Here is a 24,154-nt window from a genome sequence, read left to right as displayed (position 1 = left end):
GGTCGTGCCTTGTCCGCGACGGGCAGGGCAGTGGCGCCACCGCGGCCTGATGCTGGCCTCGGTGGCGCTGTTGGGGGCGTGCTCTGCGGCTGCCCAGGCAGGGCCGGCGGAAGTGCGGCTCGAGACCGATCAAGCGAAGCCGCATGGCGCGGCCGCGGTGGTTGCCGGATCAGGGCCGGCGACTGCCGCCACCGCGCAGGCGCGCGAGATGACCCTGGTCACGCTCAACCTGCACCACGACCGCGAGGACTGGCCAGGCCGTCGCGCGCATATCGCCAAGGAACTCAGGCAGCTGGCGCCGGACGTGATCGCACTGCAGGAGGTCATCGAGCGGCGCGGCAGCGTGGAAAACCAGGCCGTCTGGCTGGCGCGGAAGCTTGGGTACGCGGTCATCTTCGTCTCGGTCGATCCTGTCGGTGCGCCCAAGCGCTACGGCAATGCGCTGCTGAGCCGGCGCAAGGTGTTGGCGCGCCACGAGCGTCTGCTGCAGCCGCTGGACGACTATCGGGCTGCCGCGCATCTGCAGATCGATGTCGACGGCCAGCCGGTCAACGTCTACGTCACCCATCTCAACGAACGCGCCGATGCGCGCGGCACCGCTACGCGCACGCGCCAGGTCAGCGATCTGCTGGAGTTCATTTCCTCCACCAGTGCACAGGCGCCGGTGGTGATTGCCGGCGACTTCAATACCGCCGCCGATGCACTGGATCTGCAGGCGCTACGCAAGGGCTATGGCGACAGCTACGGCAGCGTGCATCGCACTAGCGATGTCACGGTCAGCACCTTGAACATGCACATCTTCGACAAGCCGGCGCGCATCGATCACGTGTTCTTCCAGCAGAACCGCCTGCTCGCCCGCGAAGCCCGCATCCTGTTCGACACGCCCTACGCCGAAGGTCGCTGGGCATCGGATCACTACGGCGTGTGGGTGCGCCTGCAGCTCGCGCCACAGGCGCAGCCCGCACCGAGCGACCGAATGCCGTAGGAGCGCACCCGGGCGCGACGGAGCGTTACCGATAACGCCCCGTCGCGCCCGGGTGTGCTCCTACGAGACAGCGCACGGCAGCGCCCTCACGCTCATCCATGCAGCCGATTGAAGATCTGCACACCCGCCAGCCACACCCCGGCCATGCTGCCGAAATTGGTCAGCAGGAACGTCAGCACCACGCGCGAAACGCGATTGCGATACCAGCCGCGCAGCGTCTGCGCATCATCGCGCAAGGACAAGAAATCGCCGTAGGCCGGCTTGCGCATATGCACTTCGACCAGTGCCGCGAACGCACCGGTCGGCACGCTCAGACGGAACGGCTTGAACGGTGCCACCACCGCGGCAGTGAGAATGCTCAACGGATGGCTGCCCGCCAGCAGGCAGCCCAATGCCGCCAGGCCGCCGGTATACATCGCCCACTGCAGCAGCAGGTCGGCGCCCATGCTCAGGCCACCGCGCCAGAAGCCGATCCCGATGCCGGCGATGATCACCGCCAGGATGCCCAGCGTGATCCAGGGGATGCGCTTGCGCTGCTGTACGTACTCCAGCGACTCGCGCAGCGGACCAGGTGCATCGGTGTCCTGCTCCAGATGCCGCGCAAGGCCCGCCAGATGGCCTGCACCGACCACTGCCAGCACCTCGTGCTGCCCGGCACCGGCTTCTTCGCGCAGACGCGTGGCCATGTAGCGATCGCGCTCGGCAATCACCGTCTCGTACAGCTCCGGACTTTCGCTGGCAAAGTCGCCGAAGCTCGCCTCCAGCATGTCGCCCTGCTTGAGCTTCTCGATCTCCTCTTCGCCGACTTCGTCAGCGGCGAACAGCCCGCCAAGCAGGCCGCCAGCCAACTTCATCTTGCCGAAGAAGCCCAGCCGCCCGGATGCACGCTTGAAGGTCAGCCCGACTTCGCGATCGATCAGATGCACCGGCAGCCCCTGCGCTCGCGCCAGGTTGACCGCCTCTTTCAATTCGGCACCCGGCTCGATGCCGAGCTGCTTGGCCAGGCGGCGCTGGTAGGCGGCCAGCGCCAGGTTCGCGGCGAACAGGGCCACGCGGCCCTTGCGGATCACCTGCACCAGATCCAGTCGGGCAAGAGCATCCGGGTCGCTGAGCGCCTGCAACCGCTGCGCATCCAGCTCCACGGCCACCGCATCGTAGCGGCCGCTGCCGATCGCACGTTGCACCGCCGCCACGCTGGCCAGCGACACGTGCGCGGTGCCCAGCAAGGTGTAACGCACGCCATCGCGTTCGACGATGCGGTGCGGCTGGCCGGACAGCGCATCGTCCAGAACGGGGGGGGTCTGCTCAGTCATTGGGGTATTCATCAGAAGGAGGGGCGGTGTCACCGGAGCCGAGCGGGCGCTGCATCTGCACGCCGTCCAACCAGCGGCCCTGCTTGCGGCCGATACCGGTGAACACTCCGACCGTGCGAAATCCAAAACGTTCATGCAGCCGTCGCGATGCCTGGTTGGCGGCATCGCCGATCACCGCAATCATCTGCCGGTAGCCGCGCTGTTCGCAGACCGAGATCAGCTCGCCCAGCAAGGCCTTGCCGATGCCGCGGCCTTGCATGTCGGCAGCGAGATAGATCGAGTTCTCGACCGTGAAGCGATACCCGGTGCGCGCACGAAACGCGCTGACATAGGCATAACCGACCACGGTCCCGTCGTACTCGGCGACCAGGTACGGGTAGCCCGCGTCCACGATCGCCTGCACGCGGGCCCGCATCTCTTCGCTGGAGGGCGCGCTGTATTCGTAGGTGTTGAACCCGGCGATCTGCTCCGCATAGATCGCTGTGATCGCCGGGATGTCCGCATCGCGGACTGCACGCAGCTCGACGGGCATGCGGTCAGTCGATGTAGCGCTTGAGCAGGTCGCCGTACGCATCGATGCGGCGATCACGCAGGAACGGCCAGATACGCCGCACATGTTCGCTGCGCTGCAGATCGACATCGCAGATCAGCACGGTCGGGTCCTGGCCGGCTTCGGCAATGAATTCGCCCTGCGGCCCCAGCACATGGCTGTTTCCCCAGAACTGGATGCCCGAGGCACCCAGCGGCGAGGGCTCATGCCCGACGCGGTTGCACGACAGCACCGGCACGCCGTTGGCCACCGCATGTCCGCGATGGCTCAGGATCCACGCATCGCGCTGGCGCTCCTGCTCGGCTTGCTGGTCGTTCGGGTCCCAGCCGATCGCGGTGGGGTAGAGCAGCAGTTCCGCACCGGCCAGCGCCATCAGGCGCGCCGCTTCGGGGTACCACTGATCCCAGCACACCAGCACGCCCAGGCGGCCGACCGAGGTGTCGATCGGCGTGAACCCCAGATCGCCCGGGGTGAAGTAGAACTTCTCGTAGAAGCCCGGGTCGTCGGGGATGTGCATCTTGCGGTACTTGCCGAGCAGGCGGCCGTCGGTTTCGAACACCACCGCGGTGTTGTGATACAGGCCGGCGGCGCGGCGCTCGAACAACGAGGCCACCAACACCACGCCGTGCTGCTTGGCCAGCGCTCCCAGACGGTCGGTACTGGGGCCGGGAATCGGCTCGGCCAGGTCGAATTCGTCCACCGATTCGTGCTGGCAGAAATACGCACCGTTATGCAGCTCCTGCAGCAGCACCAGCTTGGCGCCCTGCGCGGCGGCTTCGGCCACGCGCGACTCGATGACGGCCAGATTGGCCTCGGCGTCGCCGTGGTTGCGCTCCTGGATCAGCGCGACGGAAAGAGGGTGACGGGACATGGCATCTCATCCTGCAAGGTAGCGCACTACGGTAGCGCGCCATGGCATAACACCGGCCTGCCGGCCGGAACAAGAAACGACGCGCTGCCTGGAGCAGCCGTCGGGTCGACAACGGTCAGGCGGCGAGCAGGCCGGCCGGCACCTGCATGGTCAGGCAATGCAGGCTGCCGTTCTGCCAGATCAGCGCACGGCACGGCACTGCCACGATCTCGTGCTGCGGGAACGCCTGCGCCAGCACCGCCTGCGCCACCGTATCGGCCGGATCGCCGTAGGCCGGCATCAGCACCGCGCCGTTGACGATCAGGAAGTTGGCGTACGACGCCGCAAGCCGCCGGCCCTGGTCCAGGATCGGCTCGGCCCAGGGCAGCACGAACAGCCGATAGGGCTGGCCGTCGGCCTTGCGCAGGGCCGCCAGTTCATTGCCCATCGCCTGCAGTTCGGCGTAATGCGAATCGCCCGGCACATCGCAGCCCTGGTAGACGATCGCATCCGGGCCGGCAAAGCGCGCCAGCGTATCGATATGCGCGTCGGTATCGTCGCCTTCCAGGTAACCGTGATCCAGCCATAGCACGCGGTCCTGCGCCAGCCATGTGGCCAGATCGCTGCTCAGCGATTCGCGGGTGCGCTGCGGGTGGCGTTCGTGCAGGCACTTCCAGGTCGTCAGCAGGGTGCCGGCGCCGTCGGTTTCAATCGCGCCGCCTTCCAGTGCAAAGTCCACCGTCTGCACCGGCGTCGGCACAAACACCTGCGCGGCCTCCAGCGAGCTCACCAATTGATCGTCCAGGCTGGCCTCGAATTTGCCGCCCCAGCCGGTGAAGCGGAAATCCATCAGCCGGAAGCCGCCATCCTGGCGCAGCGTGATCGGGCCCGAATCGCGCAGCCAGGTGTCGTTGTAGGCAGCGACCACGAAACGCACGCGTGCCATGTCCACCCGCGCCGAACGCAGCCGTGCTTCGGCGTAGATCTGCAGATCGTCATCGGCCACGCAGATGACCACCGGCTCGAATCGGGAAATCGCCGTCACCAGCGCGATATAGGTCTCTTCCACATCGGCCAGGCGCTCGGCCCAATCGGTACCGGCATGCGGCCACGCGAGCAGCACGGCGGATTGAGGTTCCCACTCGGCGGGAAAACGAAGACGGTCGGTCATGCCTGGCAATTACTCTTCTTGGTGTGCGGGCAGCCGCCTGCACGTTCATCGGTCTCCCGCAGGTGAGTGCGGGCTCTTGCAGCCCGGGCGTGCATGGACGCCCGGGCTTGGTACAGATTCGCAGCAGCGCATGTCCGGCTGCCGACGGGCGCAACGCGCCTCACGCCGCATACCGTGATGGCCGCAGGTGCGGCGCGCAGGCGCCAGCAACTGCGGCTGCGTTGTCGTCAACGGATCGGCGGCTTCGGCCCGATTTCGTTGGCATCGGCCTTGTTGGCCACCACGTCGATCACCTTGCTCTTTTCGAAGTACACGGTGAACGCCGGATACACCCAGCGATGGATGGTCGGCCACTGGCGCTTCTGGCCGCCGCGCGGGTCGAGCTTTTCCGTTGGCGCGCCGTAGCGGCCTTCGACCTGGCTCATGCTGTCACCACGCAAGGGCAGGGCGGCGGCAGGCTTCTGCTGTGCACGATCGACCAGCAGCGTATCGGCCGACGCGACGGCACTGATCCCCATCAGCGCGATTGTCAGCACGATCGGCGGCATCACAAACAAACGGTTGCGCATGTCATCTACTCCCCAGTGGACAAGATTTCAGATGGTGATTACAGCAAAAAACCAGCACCCGCGTTGCGCCTTGATGCAATGACAGCCCGGCAGGCGCGGAGACCTTCCGCCACGGCGAAGCACTGCCGACGTGAAGCAGCGGCCAAGAAAAAACCGCCCGGAGGCGGCTTTCTCGGGTCTTGCGCGCGCCGTAAAGGCTTAGCGCTGACGCGCCTTGAAACGCGGGTTCGACTTGCAGATCACGAAGACCTTGCCGCGGCGGCGGACCACCTTGCAGTCGCGGTGACGGGTCTTCGCAGACTTCAGGGAGGACAGGACTTTCATGGCACACCTCGGTGTAAACGGTTGGGTTCGATGGAAGAGTGCCCGCGTTCGAAGGGTGCACTCGCAATTAAGCTGGCAATTCTAACCGGCTTTTCGTCGTGCTTTCAAGTGGTTGCAGCGCAATCGTGGCGTGCGGCGCTACACTACCGTCTGATGCCGCTCCCGGAAGCCTGAATGACCGACCTTTCACCCGTCCTCACCATCGATGGTCCCTCCGGCGCCGGCAAGGGCACGGTCAGCCGGATCGTTGCCGCCCGGCTGGGCTGGCACTATCTCGATTCGGGCGCACTGTATCGTGCGGTAGGGGTGGCGGCGAGCTGGGCCGATCTGGATGTCTCCGACCCGGCCGCCCTGGTGCGCTGCACCTTTGACACGAAGGTGGAGTTCGACGACGCGGGCGAGGCGGGCTTGCGGGTGCTGGTCAACGGTGTGGACGCCACTGGCGAATTGCGCCTGGAAACCACCGGAGCCCTGGCCTCGGCGATCGCCGCGATCCCGGAGGTGCGCAGCGCGCTCAAGGAGCGCCAGCGCGCATTCAGGCGGGCACCCGGGCTGGTCGCCGACGGGCGCGACATGGGCACGGTGATCTTCCCGGACGCCGCCTTCAAGGTCTTCCTGACCGCCAGTGCCGAAGAACGTGCGGGCCGTCGCCATAAACAGTTGATGGAAAAGGGTGTTTCGGTTATCTTTGACGACCTGCTGCGCGAGATCATGGCTCGAGATGCCAGAGATGCGCAGCGGGTGGTGGCGCCATTGCGGCCGGCCGAAGACGCCGTGCTGATCGATACCAGCGGAATCGGGATCGAGGATGTCGTCCAGCGTGTGGTTGCGGTGATCGCTGCCCGCACGCCGTCGTAAGCGTTCCGCAAGCGGGCCTGTCCCGCCGACCGTAAGGCGTTCCAAGGCTCCGTCGCGCATCCTGCGTGGCGGTTCTACTACTTCCAAACCGACTCGTTGTTGGGGTCGACCAACAGGCTGGGCGGTCCGTCTCTGTCGCAACCCGACGACCGGCGCCCGTGTGTTCAACTGAGTAAATCCAAATGACAGAATCTTTTGCTGAACTGTTCGAAGCCAGTCAAGCCAATCTGGCGAAGCTGAAGCCGGGCTCGATCGTCACCGGTACCGTCGTGGAAGTGCGCGGCGACGTGGTGGTGATCAACGCTGGCCTGAAGTCCGAAGGCATCGTGCCGATCGAGCAGTTCCGTAATGACGCTGGCGAGATCGATGTGGGCGTGGGCGACCAGGTCAAGGTTGCGCTGGACTCCATCGAAAACGGCTTCGGCGAAACCGTGTTGTCGCGCGAGAAGGCCAAGCGCGCGATGGTGTGGGACGAGCTGGAAGAGGCGTTGGAAAAGAACGAAACCATCACCGGCCGCATCAGCGGCAAGGTCAAGGGTGGTTTCACCGTGGACATCAAGGATGTCCGCGCGTTCCTGCCCGGTTCGCTGGTGGATGTGCGCCCGGTGCGCGACCCGGCCTACCTGGAAGGCAAGGAACTCGAGTTCAAGCTGATCAAGCTGGACCGTAAGCGCAACAACGTGGTTGTGTCGCGTCGTGCAGTGGTCGAGAGCGAGCACTCGGAAGAGCGCGAGCAGCTGATGGACAAGCTGCAGGAAGGCGCGATCCTGAAGGGTGTCGTCAAGAACCTGACCGACTACGGCGCATTCGTGGACCTGGGCGGTATCGACGGCCTGCTGCACATCACCGACATGGCCTGGAAGCGCGTGCGCCATCCGTCCGAAGTCGTCAATGTCGGCGACGAGCTGGACGTGCGCGTGCTGAAGTTCGATCGCGAGCGTAACCGCGTCAGCCTCGGCCTGAAGCAGCTGGGCGAAGATCCGTGGGACAACATCGCACGTCGTTACCCGGCCAACAGCCGCGTGTTCGGCAAGGTCTCCAACGTCACCGATTACGGCGCATTCGTCGAGATCGAGCCGGGCGTCGAAGGTCTGGTGCACGTCTCCGAAATGGATTGGACCAACAAGAACGTCAACCCGTCCAAGGTTGTGCAGGTTGGTGACGAAGTCGAAGTGATGGTGCTGGATGTCGACGAGGAGCGTCGCCGCATCTCGCTGGGCATGAAGCAGGTTGCCGCCAATCCGTGGGAAACCTTCGCTGCCACCCACAAGAAGAACGACAAGGTGTCCGGTCAGATCAAGTCGATCACCGACTTCGGCATCTTCATCGGTCTGGACGGCGGCATCGACGGCCTGGTGCACCTGTCCGACATCAGCTGGAACACCACCGGCGAAGATGTCGTGCGCAACTACAAGAAGGGCGACACGCTGGAAGCCGTCGTGCTGGCAGTTGACCCGGAACGTGAGCGCATCAGCCTGGGCGTCAAGCAGCTGGAGCAGGACCCGTTCGGCCAGTACATGGCGTCCAACCCGAAGGGTTCGAAGGTCGAAGGCGTGGTGCGTGAAGTGGATGCCAAGGGCGCCACGATCGACCTGGCCGATGGTATCGAAGGCTACGTCGCTGCACGCGACATCGCCAACGAGCGCGTCGACGATGCGACCCAGCACCTGAAGGTCGGCGACAAGATCGAAGCCAAGTTCGTGGGCATGGACCGCAAGGGCCGCACCCTGCAGCTGTCGATCAAGGCCAAGGACGATGCCGAAATGCGCGAGACGCTGGAGGAATATCAGTCCTCCGCTGCGTCGGGCGGCATGACGCAGCTGGGCGCGCTGCTGCGTGCACAGTTGAACAGCAACAAGTCCGAGTAAGCGCGTAGCGCTCTCGCGAGCGTGATGGATCGGCCCGGGCTTGCCCGGGCCGATTCCGATGTGTCAGTCGAAAAAAGCAAGTCTTCCCATGACCAAGTCCGAATTGATTGAAATCCTGGCGCGACGCCAAGCGCATCTGAAGTCGGACGACGTGGATCTGGCAGTGAAATCGCTTCTGGAGATGATGGGGCAGGCGCTGTCCGATGGCGATCGGATCGAAATTCGTGGCTTCGGCAGTTTTTCGCTGCATTACCGTCCGCCTCGTCTGGGACGCAATCCCAAGACCGGTGAATCGGTTGCGTTGCCGGGCAAGCATGTTCCCCACTTCAAGCCAGGCAAGGAATTGCGTGAGCGCGTCAGCTCCGTGGTCCCGGTCGATCTGGCCGATGCGGCGGACTGACGACGGCTCTTCCGCTGCGTTTATGTCGGCTCGGTTAAGCTAGGCCCCTTCCCGACGGAGTCTCGCGATGAAGGTGTTTCGCTTGTTGGTGATGTTGGCTTTCCTGTTGGTCGGTCTGGTCATCGGTGCCGTCAATTCGCAGGACATCACTCTCGATTTCCTTTTCTCCAGTGTGCATACCACCTCCGGAGTCGCGATCATTGCCGCGCTGCTGGTGGGTGTGTTGATCGGTGCCGGCATGGTGCTGGTCAGTGTGGTCATTCCCCTCTATTCCAAGCTGCGCCAGGCCAACAAGGCTGTTGCGGTCAGCCGCGCCGACGCCGGGCCGATCACGCCCGCCGCCGTCGAGCCGCGCCCCCTCGATGGACTCTAAGCACGTATGGACTTCCTGACCGAGTGGTTCTGGTTTTTCCTGTTTCTACCGCTGGCGGCATTGAGCGGCTGGATCGTCGGTCGACGCGGTGGTCAGCGCCACGGCGATACCCAGGTCAGTCGTCTGTCCAGCACGTATTTCCGCGGTCTGAACTATCTGCTCAACGAGCAGCCGGACAAGGCGATCGAGCTGTTTCTGCACATCGCCGAATTGGACAAGGAAACCTTCGAGACGCAGGTGGCACTGGGCCACCTGTTCCGCCGTCGTGGCGAGGTGGATCGCGCCATCCGCCTGCACCAGGGGCTGGTGCAGCGCGCCGACCTGACCGACCAGCAGCGGGTGCAGGCCTTGCTTGCGTTGGGCGAGGACTACATGAAGTCCGGTCTGCTGGATCGCGCCGAAACGGTCTTCACCGAGCTGGCGCAGCTCGATCAGCGTGCTCCGCAGGCGCTGCGTCATCTGATCGGCATCTACCAAGCCGAGCGTGACTGGGAAAAGGCGATCGACAACGCCACCCGCTATGAAGAAGTCACCGGCGAGCCGATGGGCAAGCTGATCTCGCAGTTCGAGTGCGAGCTGGCCGACCGCTACCGCGGATTGGGCAAGGCCGACGAGGCCCTGCAGGCGATTGCGCGGGCCTATCAGGCAGACGGTACGTCGGTGCGCGCCGGCATTCTGGAAGGGCGCATCGAAGCCGAACGCGGCCACGACGAAGCCGCCGTGCGCGCGTTCGAGCGCGCGGCCCGGCATGATCCGGAGTACCTGCCGGAGATCATCCCGGCGCTGATGGCCGCGTATCGCCGCGTCGGCGATATCGCCGGCGCGCGTAATTTCCTGTCGGAGATGACCGAGCACTATCGCGGCATCGCCCCGGTGCTGGCTCTGACGCAGTTGATGGAAGCGCAGGATGGCGTGGCGCCTGCGCTGGCGTATCTCGGCCGCCAGCTCAAGGATCGGCCCTCGGTCCGTGGCGAATCGGCCTTGATCGACCTGACGCTTGCCGAAGGCAGCGATCCGGTGGGCACCTTGAACGATCTCAAGCACATCACCGACCAGTTGCTGGTGCGCAATCCCAGCTACCGCTGCACGCGTTGCGGGTTCGGCGCAAAGACCCACCACTGGCAGTGCCCGAGCTGCAAGGAATGGGGCACGGTCAAGCCGCTGCTGAACTACGCGGTGGTGTAAGGCGTGTTGGCGCGATCCAGGCAACCGACCTCCGGCCTTGCCCAGTCCTCGTGGGCGGGCGTTCGCGCCATGCGTGGGCGGGGCCCTGCGGTGATCCGCGCGGCTCAGGGCTTGCGCGTGCGGCCCTCCACCATCAATGGCAGCCTGCAGTCTGGCTCGCTCCGCACTGAAACAGCGAGCATGTGGCCCGGCTGCTATGCCAGGGCCAGCGGCACCGTTTTGATGCAGCCGCCACGTGCCCGTGGCGCGCACTGTGGTGAGCCCCGCTGATGCTGCACGATTTGCTCTGGTGCGCGCTGCACTTGGTGGTCGCCGCGGTTGGCACGTGGCTGCTGCGGCGTTACGCGCTGCACCGCCGTCTGCTCGACCATCCCGGCGAGCGGCGTAGCCACGTCGTGGCCACGCCGCGCGGCGGTGGCATGGCGATCGTCGTGGCCATTTTGCTGGGCTGCGTGGCGGCGGGGGTGGCATGGCCTGGCGTACGCACGGTGGTCGGCTGGTTTGCGGTCGGGTTGATCCTGGTGGCGGGAGTGGGTTGGTGGGACGACCATCGCCCGTTGTCGGCCCGGGTACGTTTTGCCATCCACCTGATCGCCTCCGCATCGCTCGGGCTGCTGGTCTTTCATTCCACCGGCGACGTTCTGGACGGCATCCTCAGCGCGGCCGCATCGGTCGTGCTGATCAATGTCTGGAACTTCATGGATGGCATCAACGGCCTGGCCGCCAGTCAGGCGGCACTGGCCGCGCTGGCCTTCGCTGCCGTGGTCCCGAATGGGTGGTCCTTGGCCGGTCTGGCAGTGGCAGCGGCGTGTCTGGGCTTCCTGCCGTTCAACTTCCCGCGCGCGCGGATCTTTCTCGGCGATGGCGGTAGCGGTGCATTGGGGTATGTACTGGCCGCGCTGCTTGCCCTGAGCGTTGCGGGCGGGCAACTCAGCTGGTGGGTCGGCTGGCTGCCCTTGACCGCTTTTCTTGTAGACGCCGGCTTCACACTGCTGACTCGCATGCTCGGCGGTCAGCGGTGGTGGGAGCCACATGCGCAGCATGTCTATCAGCGCCTGGCGCGCCGTCTTGCGACACACGTTCCGGTTACTGGTGTTTACTTCGCTTTCAGCGTCACTGCCGTCTGCTTGTTTGTGTTAATTCGTCATGATGCTTTCTGGCAGCAGGTTGTCGCCGCGCTCGTCTGGGGCGTTGGCGTGACTGCCATCTGGTTCTTTCTGCGCGATGGACTGCGCAATTCCTGAGTAACGGATTCCTATGATTTCCTGGCGTGACCGTTTGACCAAGGCGCTGCCGCAAGTGGCAGTGGTGGTGCACGACCTATTGATGGTCTGGGTGTGCTGGCAACTGCTGCACGCGGGCCGTTACTCGATGCTGCGCGAGGCCCCCGATCTTCCGTTGTGGGACTGGCGCACCGGCGTGGTGCTGGTGGCGCAGGGACTGGTGTTCTGGAAGATGGGGCTGTACCGCGGACTGTGGCGCTTCGCGTCGGTGCCCGACCTCTGGAACATCTTCAAATCGAGCTTCCTCGGGCTGGTGGCCATCGTGCTGGCGCTGTCGTACGACCGCCTGGATGGGGTGCCGTTGTCGGTGCTGGTGGTCTATCCCTTCGCCCTGTCTGCGCTGCTGGGAACGCCGCGCCTGCTGTATCGCGCCTGGAAGGACTACCAGATTGCGCATTCCGGCGATGCCGCGCAGCGCGTGTTGATTCTGGGTGCCGGGCGTGCCGCCGAAGGCCTGGTGCGCGATCTGCGCCGCACCGGCACCTTCGTGCCGGTCGGCTTTCTGGACGATGCGGCCAACCTGCACGGTGCCAAGATCCAGGGCCTCAACGTGCTGGGTAACCTGGATGAGGCTGCCTCGATCGCCAAGGAAACCGCTGCCAAGCTGCTGGTGATCGCGATCCCGTCGCTGGACGCGTCCGGCATGCAGCGCGTGGTGGCGATCTGCGAAAGCACCGGGCTGCCGTTCCGGATGGTGCCCAAGCTGATCAATGTGCTGGAAGGGCGCTCGCTGCCGGGCGAGCTGAAGGAAGTGGCGATCGAGGACCTGCTCAATCGCAAGCCGGTCACGCCCGACTGGCGCCTGATCCGCGACTGGCTGACCAACAAGACGGTGATGGTGACCGGCGCCGGTGGTTCCATCGGCTCGGAAGTCTGTCGGCAATGTGCGCGCCACGGTGCCCGTCGCATCGTGTTGCTGGAGATCGACGAACTTGCCCTGCTGACCATCGACTCGGATCTGCGCCGGCTGTTCCCGGACATCGAGGTGGTGCGCGTGCTTGGCGATTGCGGCGACCCGGCGGTGGTGGCGCATGCCTTGAGCACTGCGGCGCCCGACGCGGTGTTCCATGCCGCCGCCTATAAGCAGGTGCCGTTGCTCGAAGAACAACTGCGCGAGGCGGTGCGCAACAACGTGCTGGCGACGGAAAACGTCGCGCGCGCCTGTCAGCGTGCCCGCATCGAAACCTTTGTCTTCATTTCCACCGACAAGGCGGTCGAGCCGGTCAATGTGCTCGGTGCGAGCAAGCGCTATGCGGAGATGATCTGCCAGAGTCTTGACGCGCGCGATGCACCGACGCGCTTCATCACGGTGCGCTTCGGCAACGTGCTCGATTCCGCCGGCAGCGTCGTGCCATTGTTCCGCGAGCAGATTCGCCAGGGTGGCCCGGTCACGGTGACGCATCCGGATGTGACCCGCTACTTCATGACCATCCCCGAAGCTTGCCAGCTGGTGATCCAGGCGGCGGCCTCCGCCTCGCATGGCGCGATCTATACGCTGGACATGGGCGAGCCGGTGCCGATCCGTTTGCTTGCCGAACAGATGATCCGTCTGGCCGGCAAGCAGCCGGGCAAGGATGTGGCGATTCTCTATACCGGCTTGCGCCCGGGCGAAAAGCTGCACGAGACGCTGTTCTATTCCGACGAAGACTACCGCCCCACCGCGCACCCGAAGATTCTGGAGGCCGGCGTGCGCGAGTTCTCTCACGAGCAGGTACTGCAGCTGGTGACGCGTTTGCGTGAGGCGGTTAATCGCTATGACATCAAGGCAATGGAGACTGTGTTGGGCAGCCTGATGCCGGATTTCGCGGCTGCTCGACGGAAAGTCGACGCGCGATCTGATACGGTCGTTCCATTCCCCGCACGTGAGGTCAGAAGACTGTAATGAGCCAGCGTATTCGCAAGGCCGTATTCCCCGTCGCAGGTCTTGGGACCCGCTTTCTTCCGGCCACCAAGACGGTGCCGAAGGAAATGCTGCCAATCATCGACAAACCATTGATCCAGTACGCCGTCGACGAGGCCATCCAGGCCGGGTGCGATACGCTGATCTTCGTCATCAACCGCTACAAGCACTCGATTGCCGACTATTTCGACAAGGCCTACGAGCTGGAGCAGAAGCTCGAGCGTGCAGGCAAGCTCGAGCAGCTGGAGCTGGTGCGCCACGCGTTGCCGGAAGGCGTTCGCGCCATTTTCGTGACGCAGGCCGAGGCATTGGGTCTGGGCCACGCCGTGTTGTGCGCCAAGGCGGTGGTCGGCGACGAGCCGTTCGCCGTACTGCTGCCGGACGATCTGATGTGGAACCGCGGCGACGCCGCGCTGACCCAGATGGCCGACGTGGCAGAAGCGTCGGGCGGCAGCGTCATTGCGGTGGAAGATGTTCCGCATGACAAGACGGCCAGCTACGGCATCGTGTCCACCGACGCGTTCGACGGCCGCAAGGGCCGCATCAACGCGATCGTGGAAAAGCCCAAGCCGGAAGTGGCACCGAGCAACCTGGCCGTGGTCGGCCGTTATGTGCTCAGCCCGAAGATCTTCGATCTGCTCGAGTCCACCGGTGCGGGTGCGGGCGGCGAGATCCAGTTGACCGACGCAATCGCCGAACTGTTGAAGAAAGAGCAGGTCGACGCATTCCGTTTCGAGGGCCGTCGTTTCGACTGTGGTGCCCACATCGGCCTGATCGAGGCGACTGTGCACTTTGCCCTCGAGCACGAAAAGCATGGTGGCCCGGCGAAGGAAATCCTGCGCACTGCGCTGGCTCAGGCGGATGCACGCGGCTGAGGTCTTGCAGCAAGTGCTTTGAGAAACGGCGCCCTTGGGCGCCGTTTTTTTTGGGCCAGCGTGTCGCGCCGTGCCAAACGCAGGCTGGCAACCATCGAGGTGAGTTGTCCTGGCTTGACGGGGCAGGGCAGCGGTTGCGACGTCATGGAACGCCACGATCTGCGCAGCGTCGCAGGAACCGTTAGCAGGGTTTTGGCGGCAGCTCAGTGCTGCCGGCGGCGGCATACCTGCAGCGCGACCGGTGTGCCTGTGCCCGTGCCGCGGCGATGTCAGGGCGCGTGCTTGCGTTGCGCAGCGGCGAAGGCCTCCAGCTGCTCGGGCGTGGCATCTTTTTGATGCTGCTGCTTCCACTGCGCAAACGGCATGCCATAGACCGCCTCGCGTGCCTGGTCCTTGCTCATCGGCTGCCCCTGCGCTTCGGCCGCTTCGCGGTACCAGTCGCCCAGGCAGTTGCGGCAGAAGCCGGCAAGAATCATCAGGTCAATGTTCTGCACATCGGTGCGATCCTGGTTGAGATGCTGCAGCAACCGGCGAAATGCGGCCGCCTCGATAGCCGTGGTGGTCGGGTCGTTGCTCGAGGTGCTGATGGGAGTGATGTCGCTCATGACGGAATCGGGGACAATGGACGGCCTTCGACTCTACACCTGACGCCCCATGACCGCTTCCGCGCCAGCTGCTTCCGCTCCGGCCCGCCTTCTCGATGGCCGGCGCATTGCCGAGGAGTTGCTCGACGGCCTGAAGCTGCGGGTGGATGCGCGCGTGGCCGCCGGCAAGACACGGCCGGGCCTGGCGGTGGTGCTGGTGGGCGGCGATCCGGCCTCGTCGGTGTATGTGCGCAACAAGCGGCGTGCTGCGGAAAAGGTGGGCATCGAGGCCTTCGACTACGACCTGCCGCAGGGCACCAGCGAAGCAGAGCTGGCGGCACTGATCGACGAGCTCAACGCCGATCCCAAGATCCACGGCATTCTGATCCAGCTACCGTTGCCGGGCATTCCAGATGCCAACCGGCTGATCCAGCGGATCGACCCACGCAAGGATGTGGATGGCTTCCATCCGCAGAACGTCGGTCATCTGGCATTGCGCGAATTCGGCCTGCGCCCGTGCACGCCGCGCGGCATCGTGACCCTGCTCGGGCATACCGACCAGCCCGTGCGCGGGCGCAATGCCACCATCGTTGGCGTGAGCAACCACGTAGGCCGCCCGATGGGGCTGGAGTTGTTGATTGCCGGTTGCACGGTGACCAGCTGCCACAAGTTCACTCCGGCCGACGTGCTGGAAGCCAGCGTGCGCAATGCCGACATCCTGGTGGTGGCGGTGGGCCGTCCCGGGCTGATCCCCGGCGAATGGGTCAAGCCGGGCGCGGTGGTGATCGATGTCGGCATCAACCGGCTCGAGGATGGACGCCTGGTGGGTGATGTCGGCTTCGACGCCGCCGTGCAGCGGGCCGCGTGGATCACTCCGGTGCCGGGCGGGGTCGGGCCGATGACGGTGGCCACGCTGATGCAGAACACCATCGAGGCCGCTGATGCGGCCGGGAGTGGGGATTCGGGATTGGGGATTCGTTAAAGGCAACGGCAAAGCGCATGCGTCGGCCAATCCGGATTGCGTCAAGGATCGGCGGGCATCGGCATCCTAGACGAGCGGCGGGGCGGTGCGGGACGGCGCCTTTGCCAATCCCGGATCCCGATTACCCACTCCCGGCCCCAATGCGTTAAAATGCCGCGCTTCCCCAAACTCGGGTCCGCCGATGCTACGCATCCAGGCTGAAGCTCTTACCTACGACGACGTCTCGCTCGTCCCCGCTCATTCGATCGTCCTGCCCAAGGATGTCAGCCTGGAAACCCGGCTGACCCGCGATCTGCGTCTGAAGCTGCCGATCCTTTCGGCCGCGATGGACACGGTGACCGAGCACCGCCTGGCGGTGGCCATGGCCCAGCTGGGCGGCATCGGCATCATCCACAAGAACCTGACCCCTGCGCAGCAGGCGGCCGAAGTGGCCAAAGTCAAGAAGTTCGAGTCCGGCGTCATCACCGAGCCGTTCACGGTGAGCCCGGACACCACCATCGGCGAGGTGATCGCGCTGACGCGTGCGCGCAACATCTCCGGCGTGCCGGTGGTCGATGGCAGCGAACTGGTCGGCATCGTCACCAGCCGCGACATGCGCTTCGAGAAGAAGCTGGACGATCCGGTCCGCCACATCATGACCAAGAAGGATCGCCTGATCACCGTGCGCGAGGGCGCCAGCGACGAGGAAGTGCTGGAGCTGCTGCATCGCAACCGCATCGAAAAGATCCTGGTGGTCAACGACAGCTTCGAGCTGCGTGGGCTGATCACGGTCAAGGACATCCAGAAGAAGACCGACAACCCCAATGCGGCCAAGGACAGCGCCACGCGACTGCTGGTGGGTGCGGCCGTGGGCGTAGGCGGTGATACCGAACAGCGCATCGAGCTGCTGGCCGCCGCCGGCGTGGACGTGGTCATCGTCGACACCGCGCATGGCCATTCGCAGGGCGTGATCGATCGCGTGGCCTGGGTCAAGAAGACCTACCCGCAGTTGCAGGTGATCGGCGGCAACATCGTCACCGGCGATGCCGCGCTGGCGTTGATGGATGCCGGTGCCGATGCGGTCAAGGTCGGCGTGGGCCCCGGCTCGATCTGCACCACGCGTGTGGTCGCAGGTGTGGGCGTGCCGCAGATCACCGCGGTGGATATGGTGGCCGAAGCGCTGCAGGACCGGATTCCGCTGATCGCCGATGGCGGCATCCGCTATTCCGGCGATATCGGCAAGGCGCTGGTGGCTGGCGCGTCCACGGTGATGGTCGGTGGCCTGCTGGCAGGCACCGAAGAGGCGCCGGGCGAGGTCGAATTGTTCCAGGGCCGCAGCTACAAGAGCTATCGCGGCATGGGCAGCTTGGGTGCGATGGAGAAGGGCTCCAAGGACCGCTATTTCCAGGACGCTTCCGACGCCGACAAGCTGGTTCCCGAAGGCATCGAAGGACGTGTGCCGTATCGCGGCCCGGTCGGCGGCATCATCCATCAGCTCATCGGTGGACTGCGCGCGACCATGGGCTATGTGGGCTGCGCCACCATCGAAGAGATGCGCACCAAGCCCAAGTTCGTCAAGATCACCGGCGCCGGCCAGCGCGAGAGCCACGTCCACGACGTGCAGATCACCAAAGAGCCGCCGAACTATCGCGCTGGATAATTGGGAATGGGGAATCGGAACTCGGGAATCGTAAGAGCCCGCCGCTTCCTCGTCCGATGGTGGCTGGCGCCACGTTTGCTGTTGCGATTCCCCAATCCCGATTCCCGATTCCCGGCTCTCAATGACCAACATCCATAGCGACAAGATCCTCATCCTCGATTTCGGCGCGCAGTACACGCAGCTGATTGCGCGGCGCATTCGCGAGCTGGGGGTCTATTGCGAGATCTGGGCATGGGATCACGATCCGTCCGAGATCGCCGGCTTTGGCGCCAAGGGCATCATCCTGTCCGGCGGGCCGGAATCGACCACCTTGCCGGGTGCTCCGGTCGCGCCGCAGCAAGTGTTCGACAGCGGTTTGCCGGTGTTCGGCATCTGCTATGGCATGCAGACGTTGGCCGCGCAGTTGGGCGGTGCGACCGAAGCCGCTGATCAACGCGAATTCGGGCATGCCGAGGTGGACGTGGTGGCGGCCGATGCGCTGTTCTCCGGCCTGACCGACCACGCCGGTGCAGCGCGCCTGAATGTATGGATGAGCCACGGCGACCACGTCTCGCAGGTGCCGCCGGGTTTCACCATTACCGCCGTGACCGACCGCATCCCGGTGGCCGCGATGTCCAACGAAGACAAGCGCTGGTATGGCGTGCAGTTCCATCCGGAAGTGACGCATACCTTGCAGGGCCAGACCCTGCTGCGCCGCTTCGTGGTGGATGTCTGCGGCTGCCAGACGCTGTGGACCGCAGCCAACATCATCGACGACCAGATCGCCCGCGTGCGCGAACAGGTGGGCGAGGATGAAGTGATCCTGGGCTTGTCGGGCGGTGTGGATTCGTCGGTGGTCGCGGCACTGTTGCACAAGGCGATCGGCGACAAACTGACCTGCGTGTTCGTCGACACCGGCCTGCTGCGCTGGCAGGAAGGCGACCAGGTGATGGCGATGTTCGCCGAGCACATGGGCGTCAAGGTCATCCGCGTCAATGCCGCCGACCGCTATTTCAGTGCGCTGCAGGGCGTGAGCGATCCGGAAGCCAAGCGCAAGATCATCGGCAACCTGTTCGTGGAGATCTTCGACGAAGAATCCAACAAGCTGGCCAATGCGAAGTGGCTGGCGCAGGGCACGATCTACCCGGACGTCATCGAGTCGGCCGGCAGCAAGACTGGCAAGGCGCATGTGATCAAGAGCCATCACAATGTCGGTGGCCTGCCCGAGCACATGAAGCTGGGCCTGGTCGAACCGCTGCGCGAATTGTTCAAGGACGAAGTGCGCCGCCTCGGCGTCGAACTCGGGTTGCCGCGCACGATGGTGTATCGCCACCCGTTCCCCGGTCCCGGCCTGGGTGTGCGCATCCTGGGCGAGGTGAAGCGCGAATACGCCGAGTTGCTGGCCAAGGCCGATGCGATCTTCATCGACGAATTGCGCAAGGCCGATCTTTACGACAAAACCAGTCAGGCATTCGCGGTGTTCCTGCCGGTGAAATCGGTCGGCGTGGTAGGCGACGCACGCGCCTACGAATGGGTGATCGCGCTGCGCGCGGTGGAGACCATCGACTTCATGACCGCGCATTGGGCGCACCTGCCGTACGACTTCCTCGGCACGGTGAGCAACCGCATCATCAACGAACTGCGCGGCGTCTCGCGCGTGGTCTACGACATCTCCGGCAAGCCGCCGGCGACGATCGAGTGGGAATGACGGAGCGTCTTTCGGGGGCTATCGCCAGGTATCGGTAGAATTGACTTAACTTGTTGATTTTAAAAGTATAAGTTGCGTTTTCTATCGGTGGCTATCGCCGGTCAGCAGAACGGGTCGGCGACAGAACTGACGGTAAGCCCCCGGAGGTCGGATCCAGACCTTCCTGTTTACTATTGAGACCGAACCGGTCTTTGACGGTAAAAAACTCCTGAGGAAAGCTTATTTCATGCGGCTTTCCGAGCATCAACGGGTCTCCAGGTCCTTGACGGTAAAAGCCGTCACGAACAGGAGGAACACCCTCAATGCTCACCGACACAGCACTGCGCAATCTCAAGCCTAAGTCCAAGATTTATAAGGTTTTTGACCGCGATGGCATGTACGTGGCGGTATCGACCGCCGGTACCATCACCTTCCGCTACGACTACCGTCTCAACGGGCGCCGCGAGACGCTGACGCTCGGACGGTATGGGCCGGCCGGCATTTCGCTGGCCATGGCCCGAGAACGACTGCTCGATGCCAAGCGCTCGGTTGCTCAAGGCGATTCCCCGGCGCTGGAGAAACAGCGGGCCAAGCGGCGGCTGACGGCCGCCAAGACTTTCGGCGAGATGACGGAACGCTGGCTGGCCGATGCCCGCATGGCCGACAGCACCCGGGCAATGCGCAAGCACATCATCGACCGCGACATCCTGCCGGTCTTCCAGAATCGCAAGCTGAGGGAAGTCACCCCCGATGATCTGCGGGCGTTGTGCAACAAGGTGAAGGCGCGCGGCGCACCGGCCACGGCCATCCACGTCCGAGACATCGTGAAGCAGGTCTATGCCTTCGCCATCCTGCACGGCGAACGGCTCGCCAACCCGGCCGACGACGTGAAGGCGGCCTCGATCGCGACCTTCGTTCCCAAGGACCGGGCGCTCTCGCCCGCCGAGATCCGGCTGGCCTTCCATCAACTGGAGACCATCGCGTCCTATCCGACGATCCGGCTGGCATTGCGGTTGATCCTGCTGACGATGGTGCGCAAGAGCGAACTGGTCGAGGCCACCTGGAACGAGGTTGATTTCGAGAACGCCACGTGGACGATTCCGAAGGTGCGGATGAAGGGACGCAAGCCGCACGTGGTCTATCTGTCGCGGCAGGCGATGGACATCTTCGTGGCACTGCACACCTGCGCGGCAGGCTCGCGATTCGTGCTGCCGTCGCGCTATGACCCCGATCGCTGCATGTCGCATGCAACGCTCAACCGGGTGACCCAGCTCATTGGTTCACGCGCGAAGGAAGCCGGGTTGCCGCTGGAGCCCTTCACGGTGCACGACCTGCGGCGCACTGCGTCCACGCTGCTCAACGAGGTGGGCTTCAACGGGGACTGGATCGAGAAGTGCCTAGCGCACGAAGAAGGCAGCCGGACGTCGCGGTCGGTCTACAACAAGGCAGAGTACGCCGGGCCGCGGCGGCACATGCTCCAGGAGTGGGCCGACATGGTGGAGGCATGGATCGATGGGCGCACGCATGTGCCGAAGCTGGTCCCGGAGGACGTGACCGTGCCGGTTCTAAGCCCCGCGGTCTGATGGTTTAAAGCTGTGACTTCGGGACATGTTGAGGTGCTCATGTCGTCAAGAACGACATAAGCAATCTACGTGTCGCTATTTCAATGAAATAGGAACATGACTCATTGACGTGTCGCCAGTAGCGACATAAGCTGAGAACGTGTCGTCAAAATGGTATTTTTCAATCATGAATGATGGTGCACTTGCCTGGCATCCGGAGCAGCCTCACAACCAACTGCCAGCGCTGCCCCCGGCGCAGGAGTTGGAGACCCGGCCTGTGCTCAAGGCCTGCATCGAGGCCCGGGCAGCATTGGCCGAACTCAAGCAGGCGGCCGAGTTGATTCCCAACCAGGCGATGCTGATCAACACCATTCCGTTGCTGGAGGCCAAAGACAGCTCGGAAATCGAAAACATCGTGACGACGACTGATCAACTGTTCCAGTACGCCCAGGGCCACGACAACGCCGATCCTGCCACCAAGGAGGCGCTGCGTTACCGCACCGCGCTGCACCAAGGCTTTCAGTCACTCAAGGCGCGACCGTTGTGTACCGCGACCGCCGTGGATGTCTGCCGCACCCTCAAGGGGGTGGACATGGACGTCCGCCGCACTCCGGGGACTCAGCTCGCCAACGACCGCACGGGCGAGGTGGTCTACACCCCGCCCGAAGGCGAGGCGCGCTTGCGTGACATGCTGGCCAACTGGGAGCGCTTCCTGCACAACCAGGTCGACCTGGACCCGCTGATCCGCATGGCCGTGGGCCACTACCAGTTCGAGGCCATCCACCCATTCACCGACGGCAACGGCCGTACCGCGCGCGTGCTCAACATCCTGTACCTCATCCAGGAAGAGCTATTGAGCCTGCCGATCCTGTGCCTCAGCCGCCACGTGATTGCGCACAAGGCCGACTACTACCGCCTGCTGCTCAGTGTGACGCGAGAGGGAGCCTGGGAGCCCTGGCTGCTGTTCATGCTGCAGGCCGTCGCCGACACGTCCAAATGGACCACAGGGAAGATCGCCGCGATTCGCGGGCTGGCAGAACACACCACCGAGTACGTGCGCACACGCCTGCCCAAGATCTACACCCGCGAATTGGTGGATGTCATCTTCGAGCAGCCCTATTGCCGCATCGGCAATCTGGTGGACAAAGGGATTGCCCAACGCCAAGCCGCCTCGCGCTATCTGCACGACTTGGCAGACGTGGGAGTGTTGCGTGAAATGCCGCTCGGCAAGGAAAAGCTCTTCATACACCCGAAGCTGATGCAACTGATCAGCCGGGACAACAATCACTTCCAGCCTTACGCCTGAGACGACCGTCAGGGAAAGCGCTCCGGCGAGGCAGCCTCGGGTTTGATTTTTTCTGGAAAAGATCACTCTGGATGATCTTTTTAATGAAGTTTCAAACTTATGATCCTTGGCGAAGGTTTATAAAAATGATATTTTGAGCACTATGGATGCTCAAAATTCAGGAAAATTGAACCGCTTGCTGGCCGAACTGGGCGATACGCGCCTGGTGTCTAGCCGCTGGCTGCGTGCGCATGACTACTCCAACAGCTTGGTCGCGCGCTATGTCGGCAGCGGCTGGCTCATTTCTCCGGCGCGAGGCGTCTACATGCGCGCGGGAGGGCGGCTGCAATGGGATGGGGTCGTCCGCAGCCTACAGGTTGGGGAGAGCCTGCCCCTGCATGTCGGCGGGCGTTTCGCACTGGCCTTGCAAGGGCACGAGCACTACTTGCGTTTGGGCGATGCTGGGACGATCACGCTTTATGGGCCGGTGCCTCCGCCGGGCTGGGTCAGCAAACTGTCCATGGAGCAGCGCTTCGAGTACCAGGGCAAAGGGCCGTTCGATCTGCCGGCCGTGTCCTTCACTGCGGAAGTCTCCGAGAAGATGCTATCCGAGGTGGGTTTGGCTTGGCACTCCGCTGCACCAGGTGTCGATGCTTTGGTCTGCTCGACGCCCGAGCGGGCCATGCTGGAGTTGTGCGATGGCGTATCGGATGCGGCAGGGGTCTACGAGGCCGATGCGCTGATGCAGGCCATGACCACACTGCGACCACAGCGCGTCGCTCTGCTGCTACGCCACTGCGGCAGCATCAAGGCCAAGCGGCTGTTCCTGGCGCTGGCCGATCGCCATCGGCATGCGTGGCTGTCGCATGTGCCGTTGGATGGCGTCGATCTGGGCCGGGGCAAGCGTGCGCTGGTGCCCGGCGGGCGCCTGCATCCGATCTACCAGATCACCTTGCCAGGAGACCTCGATGAGCACCTGGCTTGATCGGTGGGATCGGCGCTACACCGACCGTGTGCGGCTGCTGGTCGAGATCCTGCCGGTGCTGGCCCAGGAGCCGCGCTTCGCGCTCAAGGGCGGCACCGCCATCAACCTGTTCGAGCACGATCTACCGCGCCTGTCGGTGGACATCGATCTGGCCTGGCTGCCGGTGCATGACTATGCCGAGGATGCGAAGCTGATCGCCGAAGCACTCGGACGACTGGCCGAAGCGATGCGCGCCCGGCCTTTGCAATTGCAGGTTCAAGCTTCAGCGGGCGAAGGCGGGGCGGTCACCCGGCTGGTGGCCAGTCGCGGCCGCGCGCGGGTGCAGATCGAGACCACGCCGGTGATGCGCGGGACGGTCCATCCAGTGCGAACCATGGTCGTGCGGCCACGGGTGGAGGAGGCGTTCGGCTTCGCCGAAGTCCAGGTGCTGGATTTCGCCGACCTGTATGCCGGCAAGCTGGCGGCAGCGCTGTCGCGGCAGCATCCGCGCGATCTGTTCGACGTGGGTCTGCTGCTGGAGGATGAGCGGGCGGATGCAAATCTTTGGCGGACCTTTCTCGTGTACCTGACATGCAGCCCTAAGCCAGCATGGGAAATGCTGTCGCCGCGCGTACCTGCGGATTTCGAGGCCACCTTCGAGGCCCACTTCAAGGGCATGACCACCGAGTCCATCAACGCGGTGGCATTGCTGGAGAGCCGCGAGCGCCTGTTGGCGCGCGTGGCGCATTGGCTGGATGCGCCGTCGCGCGCCTTTCTGCAATCGGTCGAGGATGAGCAGCCGGATTTCGGGTTGATCGGCTTTGTGCATGCGGCAGATCTGCCCGGTGTGCGGCGCAAGCTGCACAACCTGGCGCAGCGCACGGCGGCCAAACGCGCTGCTGATCGTGGTCAGTTGGCGGAAGTGCTGGCGCGCATCAAGGTGCGATGACGTGGCGGCAATACAAGCG

23 protein-coding genes are annotated in these 24,154 nt (G+C 64.3%); 16 read left to right on the top strand and 7 right to left on the bottom strand.

Translation table 11 applies throughout. The features are described from left to right. The first annotated feature begins 61 nt into the window (after positions 1 to 61). On the top strand, positions 62 to 985 hold the full coding sequence (locus tag XnspCFBP7698_RS01770) for an endonuclease/exonuclease/phosphatase family protein (protein ID WP_199680083.1): 924 nt from the start codon (positions 62 to 64) through the stop codon (positions 983 to 985). A gap of 92 nt (positions 986 to 1,077) precedes the next feature. Here the strand turns inward: XnspCFBP7698_RS01770 and XnspCFBP7698_RS01765 are convergent, their stop codons facing one another. The 6 genes from XnspCFBP7698_RS01765 to ykgO all read right to left on the bottom strand — a co-directional run bounded on the left by XnspCFBP7698_RS01765 (position 1,078) and on the right by ykgO (position 5,762). Continuing rightward, entirely contained in the window at positions 1,078 to 2,298 is a 1,221-nt protein-coding gene (locus XnspCFBP7698_RS01765; RefSeq protein WP_199680010.1) for a TraB/GumN family protein, read from the bottom strand. Next, positions 2,291 to 2,830 carry a GNAT family N-acetyltransferase gene (locus XnspCFBP7698_RS01760; RefSeq protein WP_104579687.1) on the bottom strand — a complete coding sequence of 180 codons (540 nt, stop codon included), beginning with the start codon at positions 2,828 to 2,830 and terminating at the stop codon, positions 2,291 to 2,293. The genes XnspCFBP7698_RS01765 and XnspCFBP7698_RS01760 overlap by 8 nt, the downstream gene beginning before the upstream one ends. A gap of 4 nt (positions 2,831 to 2,834) precedes the next feature. Continuing rightward, a complete protein-coding gene (locus XnspCFBP7698_RS01755) occupies positions 2,835 to 3,719 on the bottom strand; it encodes a carbon-nitrogen hydrolase (RefSeq protein ID WP_047694940.1) in 885 nt (294 codons plus the stop codon). 115 nt (positions 3,720 to 3,834) lie between these two features. Further along, entirely contained in the window at positions 3,835 to 4,869 is a 1,035-nt protein-coding gene (locus XnspCFBP7698_RS01750; RefSeq protein ID WP_039564075.1) for an agmatine deiminase family protein, read from the bottom strand. A 227-nt stretch (positions 4,870 to 5,096) separates the two neighbouring features. Further along, complete coding sequence (locus XnspCFBP7698_RS01745; RefSeq protein WP_039414634.1) at positions 5,097 to 5,438, bottom strand: hypothetical protein; 342 nt, start codon at positions 5,436 to 5,438, stop codon at positions 5,097 to 5,099. Positions 5,439 to 5,636: 198 nt separating this feature from the next. Continuing rightward, a complete protein-coding gene (gene ykgO, locus XnspCFBP7698_RS01740; RefSeq protein WP_005913193.1) occupies positions 5,637 to 5,762 on the bottom strand; it encodes a type B 50S ribosomal protein L36 in 126 nt (41 codons plus the stop codon). A 174-nt stretch (positions 5,763 to 5,936) separates the two neighbouring features. Between ykgO and cmk the strand changes: the two genes are divergently transcribed. The 8 genes from cmk (at position 5,937) to galU (ending at position 14,504) form a co-directional block, all read left to right on the top strand. Next, complete coding sequence (cmk, locus tag XnspCFBP7698_RS01735; RefSeq protein WP_039414613.1) at positions 5,937 to 6,620, top strand: (d)CMP kinase; 684 nt, start codon at positions 5,937 to 5,939, stop codon at positions 6,618 to 6,620. A gap of 182 nt (positions 6,621 to 6,802) precedes the next feature. Continuing rightward, on the top strand, positions 6,803 to 8,488 hold the full coding sequence (gene rpsA, locus XnspCFBP7698_RS01730) for a 30S ribosomal protein S1 (RefSeq protein ID WP_016903550.1): 1,686 nt from the start codon (positions 6,803 to 6,805) through the stop codon (positions 8,486 to 8,488). A gap of 88 nt (positions 8,489 to 8,576) precedes the next feature. Further along, positions 8,577 to 8,888, top strand: a complete 312-nt coding sequence (locus tag XnspCFBP7698_RS01725; RefSeq protein WP_002805779.1) for an integration host factor subunit beta — start codon at positions 8,577 to 8,579, stop codon at positions 8,886 to 8,888. A 67-nt stretch (positions 8,889 to 8,955) separates the two neighbouring features. Then, the gene (locus tag XnspCFBP7698_RS01720) at positions 8,956 to 9,261 is read left to right on the top strand and encodes a LapA family protein (RefSeq protein ID WP_039409757.1); all 306 of its coding nucleotides are present in this window, start codon (positions 8,956 to 8,958) and stop codon (positions 9,259 to 9,261) included. 6 nt (positions 9,262 to 9,267) lie between these two features. Continuing rightward, the gene (gene lapB / locus XnspCFBP7698_RS01715; RefSeq protein ID WP_039409755.1) at positions 9,268 to 10,446 is read left to right on the top strand and encodes a lipopolysaccharide assembly protein LapB; all 1,179 of its coding nucleotides are present in this window, start codon (positions 9,268 to 9,270) and stop codon (positions 10,444 to 10,446) included. A gap of 269 nt (positions 10,447 to 10,715) precedes the next feature. Next, on the top strand, positions 10,716 to 11,690 hold the full coding sequence (locus XnspCFBP7698_RS01710; RefSeq protein WP_047694938.1) for a glycosyltransferase family 4 protein: 975 nt from the start codon (positions 10,716 to 10,718) through the stop codon (positions 11,688 to 11,690). A gap of 13 nt (positions 11,691 to 11,703) precedes the next feature. Next, the gene (locus XnspCFBP7698_RS01705) at positions 11,704 to 13,611 is read left to right on the top strand and encodes a nucleoside-diphosphate sugar epimerase/dehydratase (protein WP_039564076.1); all 1,908 of its coding nucleotides are present in this window, start codon (positions 11,704 to 11,706) and stop codon (positions 13,609 to 13,611) included. Then, positions 13,611 to 14,504, top strand: a complete 894-nt coding sequence (galU, locus tag XnspCFBP7698_RS01700; protein ID WP_104579686.1) for a UTP--glucose-1-phosphate uridylyltransferase GalU — start codon at positions 13,611 to 13,613, stop codon at positions 14,502 to 14,504. Before XnspCFBP7698_RS01705 ends, galU begins: the two co-directional genes overlap by 1 nt. Before the next feature lie 269 nt (positions 14,505 to 14,773). Here the strand turns inward: galU and XnspCFBP7698_RS01695 are convergent, their stop codons facing one another. Continuing rightward, positions 14,774 to 15,109, bottom strand: coding sequence for a DUF1244 domain-containing protein (locus XnspCFBP7698_RS01695; RefSeq protein ID WP_047694936.1), 336 nt, complete (start codon positions 15,107 to 15,109; stop codon positions 14,774 to 14,776). Between the two features lie 49 nt (positions 15,110 to 15,158). Between XnspCFBP7698_RS01695 and folD the strand changes: the two genes are divergently transcribed. The 7 genes from folD to XnspCFBP7698_RS01660 all read left to right on the top strand — a co-directional run bounded on the left by folD (position 15,159) and on the right by XnspCFBP7698_RS01660 (position 24,135). Continuing rightward, positions 15,159 to 16,070, top strand: coding sequence for a bifunctional methylenetetrahydrofolate dehydrogenase/methenyltetrahydrofolate cyclohydrolase FolD (folD, locus tag XnspCFBP7698_RS01690; protein ID WP_104579685.1), 912 nt, complete (start codon positions 15,159 to 15,161; stop codon positions 16,068 to 16,070). 181 nt (positions 16,071 to 16,251) lie between these two features. Next, positions 16,252 to 17,709: an IMP dehydrogenase gene (guaB, locus tag XnspCFBP7698_RS01685; protein WP_039409741.1), complete on the top strand. Its 1,458-nt coding sequence runs from the start codon at positions 16,252 to 16,254 to the stop codon at positions 17,707 to 17,709. Positions 17,710 to 17,830: 121 nt separating this feature from the next. Continuing rightward, positions 17,831 to 19,396: a glutamine-hydrolyzing GMP synthase gene (gene guaA, locus XnspCFBP7698_RS01680; protein ID WP_047694934.1), complete on the top strand. Its 1,566-nt coding sequence runs from the start codon at positions 17,831 to 17,833 to the stop codon at positions 19,394 to 19,396. A 302-nt stretch (positions 19,397 to 19,698) separates the two neighbouring features. Further along, positions 19,699 to 20,958 (top strand): tyrosine-type recombinase/integrase, encoded by a 1,260-nt coding sequence (locus tag XnspCFBP7698_RS01675; RefSeq protein ID WP_104579684.1) that lies wholly within the window; start codon positions 19,699 to 19,701, stop codon positions 20,956 to 20,958. Between the two features lie 166 nt (positions 20,959 to 21,124). Continuing rightward, positions 21,125 to 22,243 (top strand): Fic family protein, encoded by a 1,119-nt coding sequence (locus tag XnspCFBP7698_RS01670; protein ID WP_104579683.1) that lies wholly within the window; start codon positions 21,125 to 21,127, stop codon positions 22,241 to 22,243. A 142-nt stretch (positions 22,244 to 22,385) separates the two neighbouring features. Next, entirely contained in the window at positions 22,386 to 23,207 is an 822-nt protein-coding gene (locus XnspCFBP7698_RS01665; protein ID WP_104579682.1) for a type IV toxin-antitoxin system AbiEi family antitoxin domain-containing protein, read from the top strand. Continuing rightward, on the top strand, positions 23,191 to 24,135 hold the full coding sequence (locus XnspCFBP7698_RS01660; protein WP_104579681.1) for a nucleotidyl transferase AbiEii/AbiGii toxin family protein: 945 nt from the start codon (positions 23,191 to 23,193) through the stop codon (positions 24,133 to 24,135). The genes XnspCFBP7698_RS01665 and XnspCFBP7698_RS01660 overlap by 17 nt, the downstream gene beginning before the upstream one ends. The last annotated feature ends 19 nt before the right edge of the window (positions 24,136 to 24,154 follow it).

It is taken from the genome of Xanthomonas sp. CFBP 7698 (assembly GCF_003600855.1).
In the GTDB taxonomy this organism is placed as follows: domain Bacteria; phylum Pseudomonadota; class Gammaproteobacteria; order Xanthomonadales; family Xanthomonadaceae; genus Xanthomonas; species Xanthomonas cannabis.
This window is presented reverse-complemented; position numbering and strand designations above follow the sequence as displayed.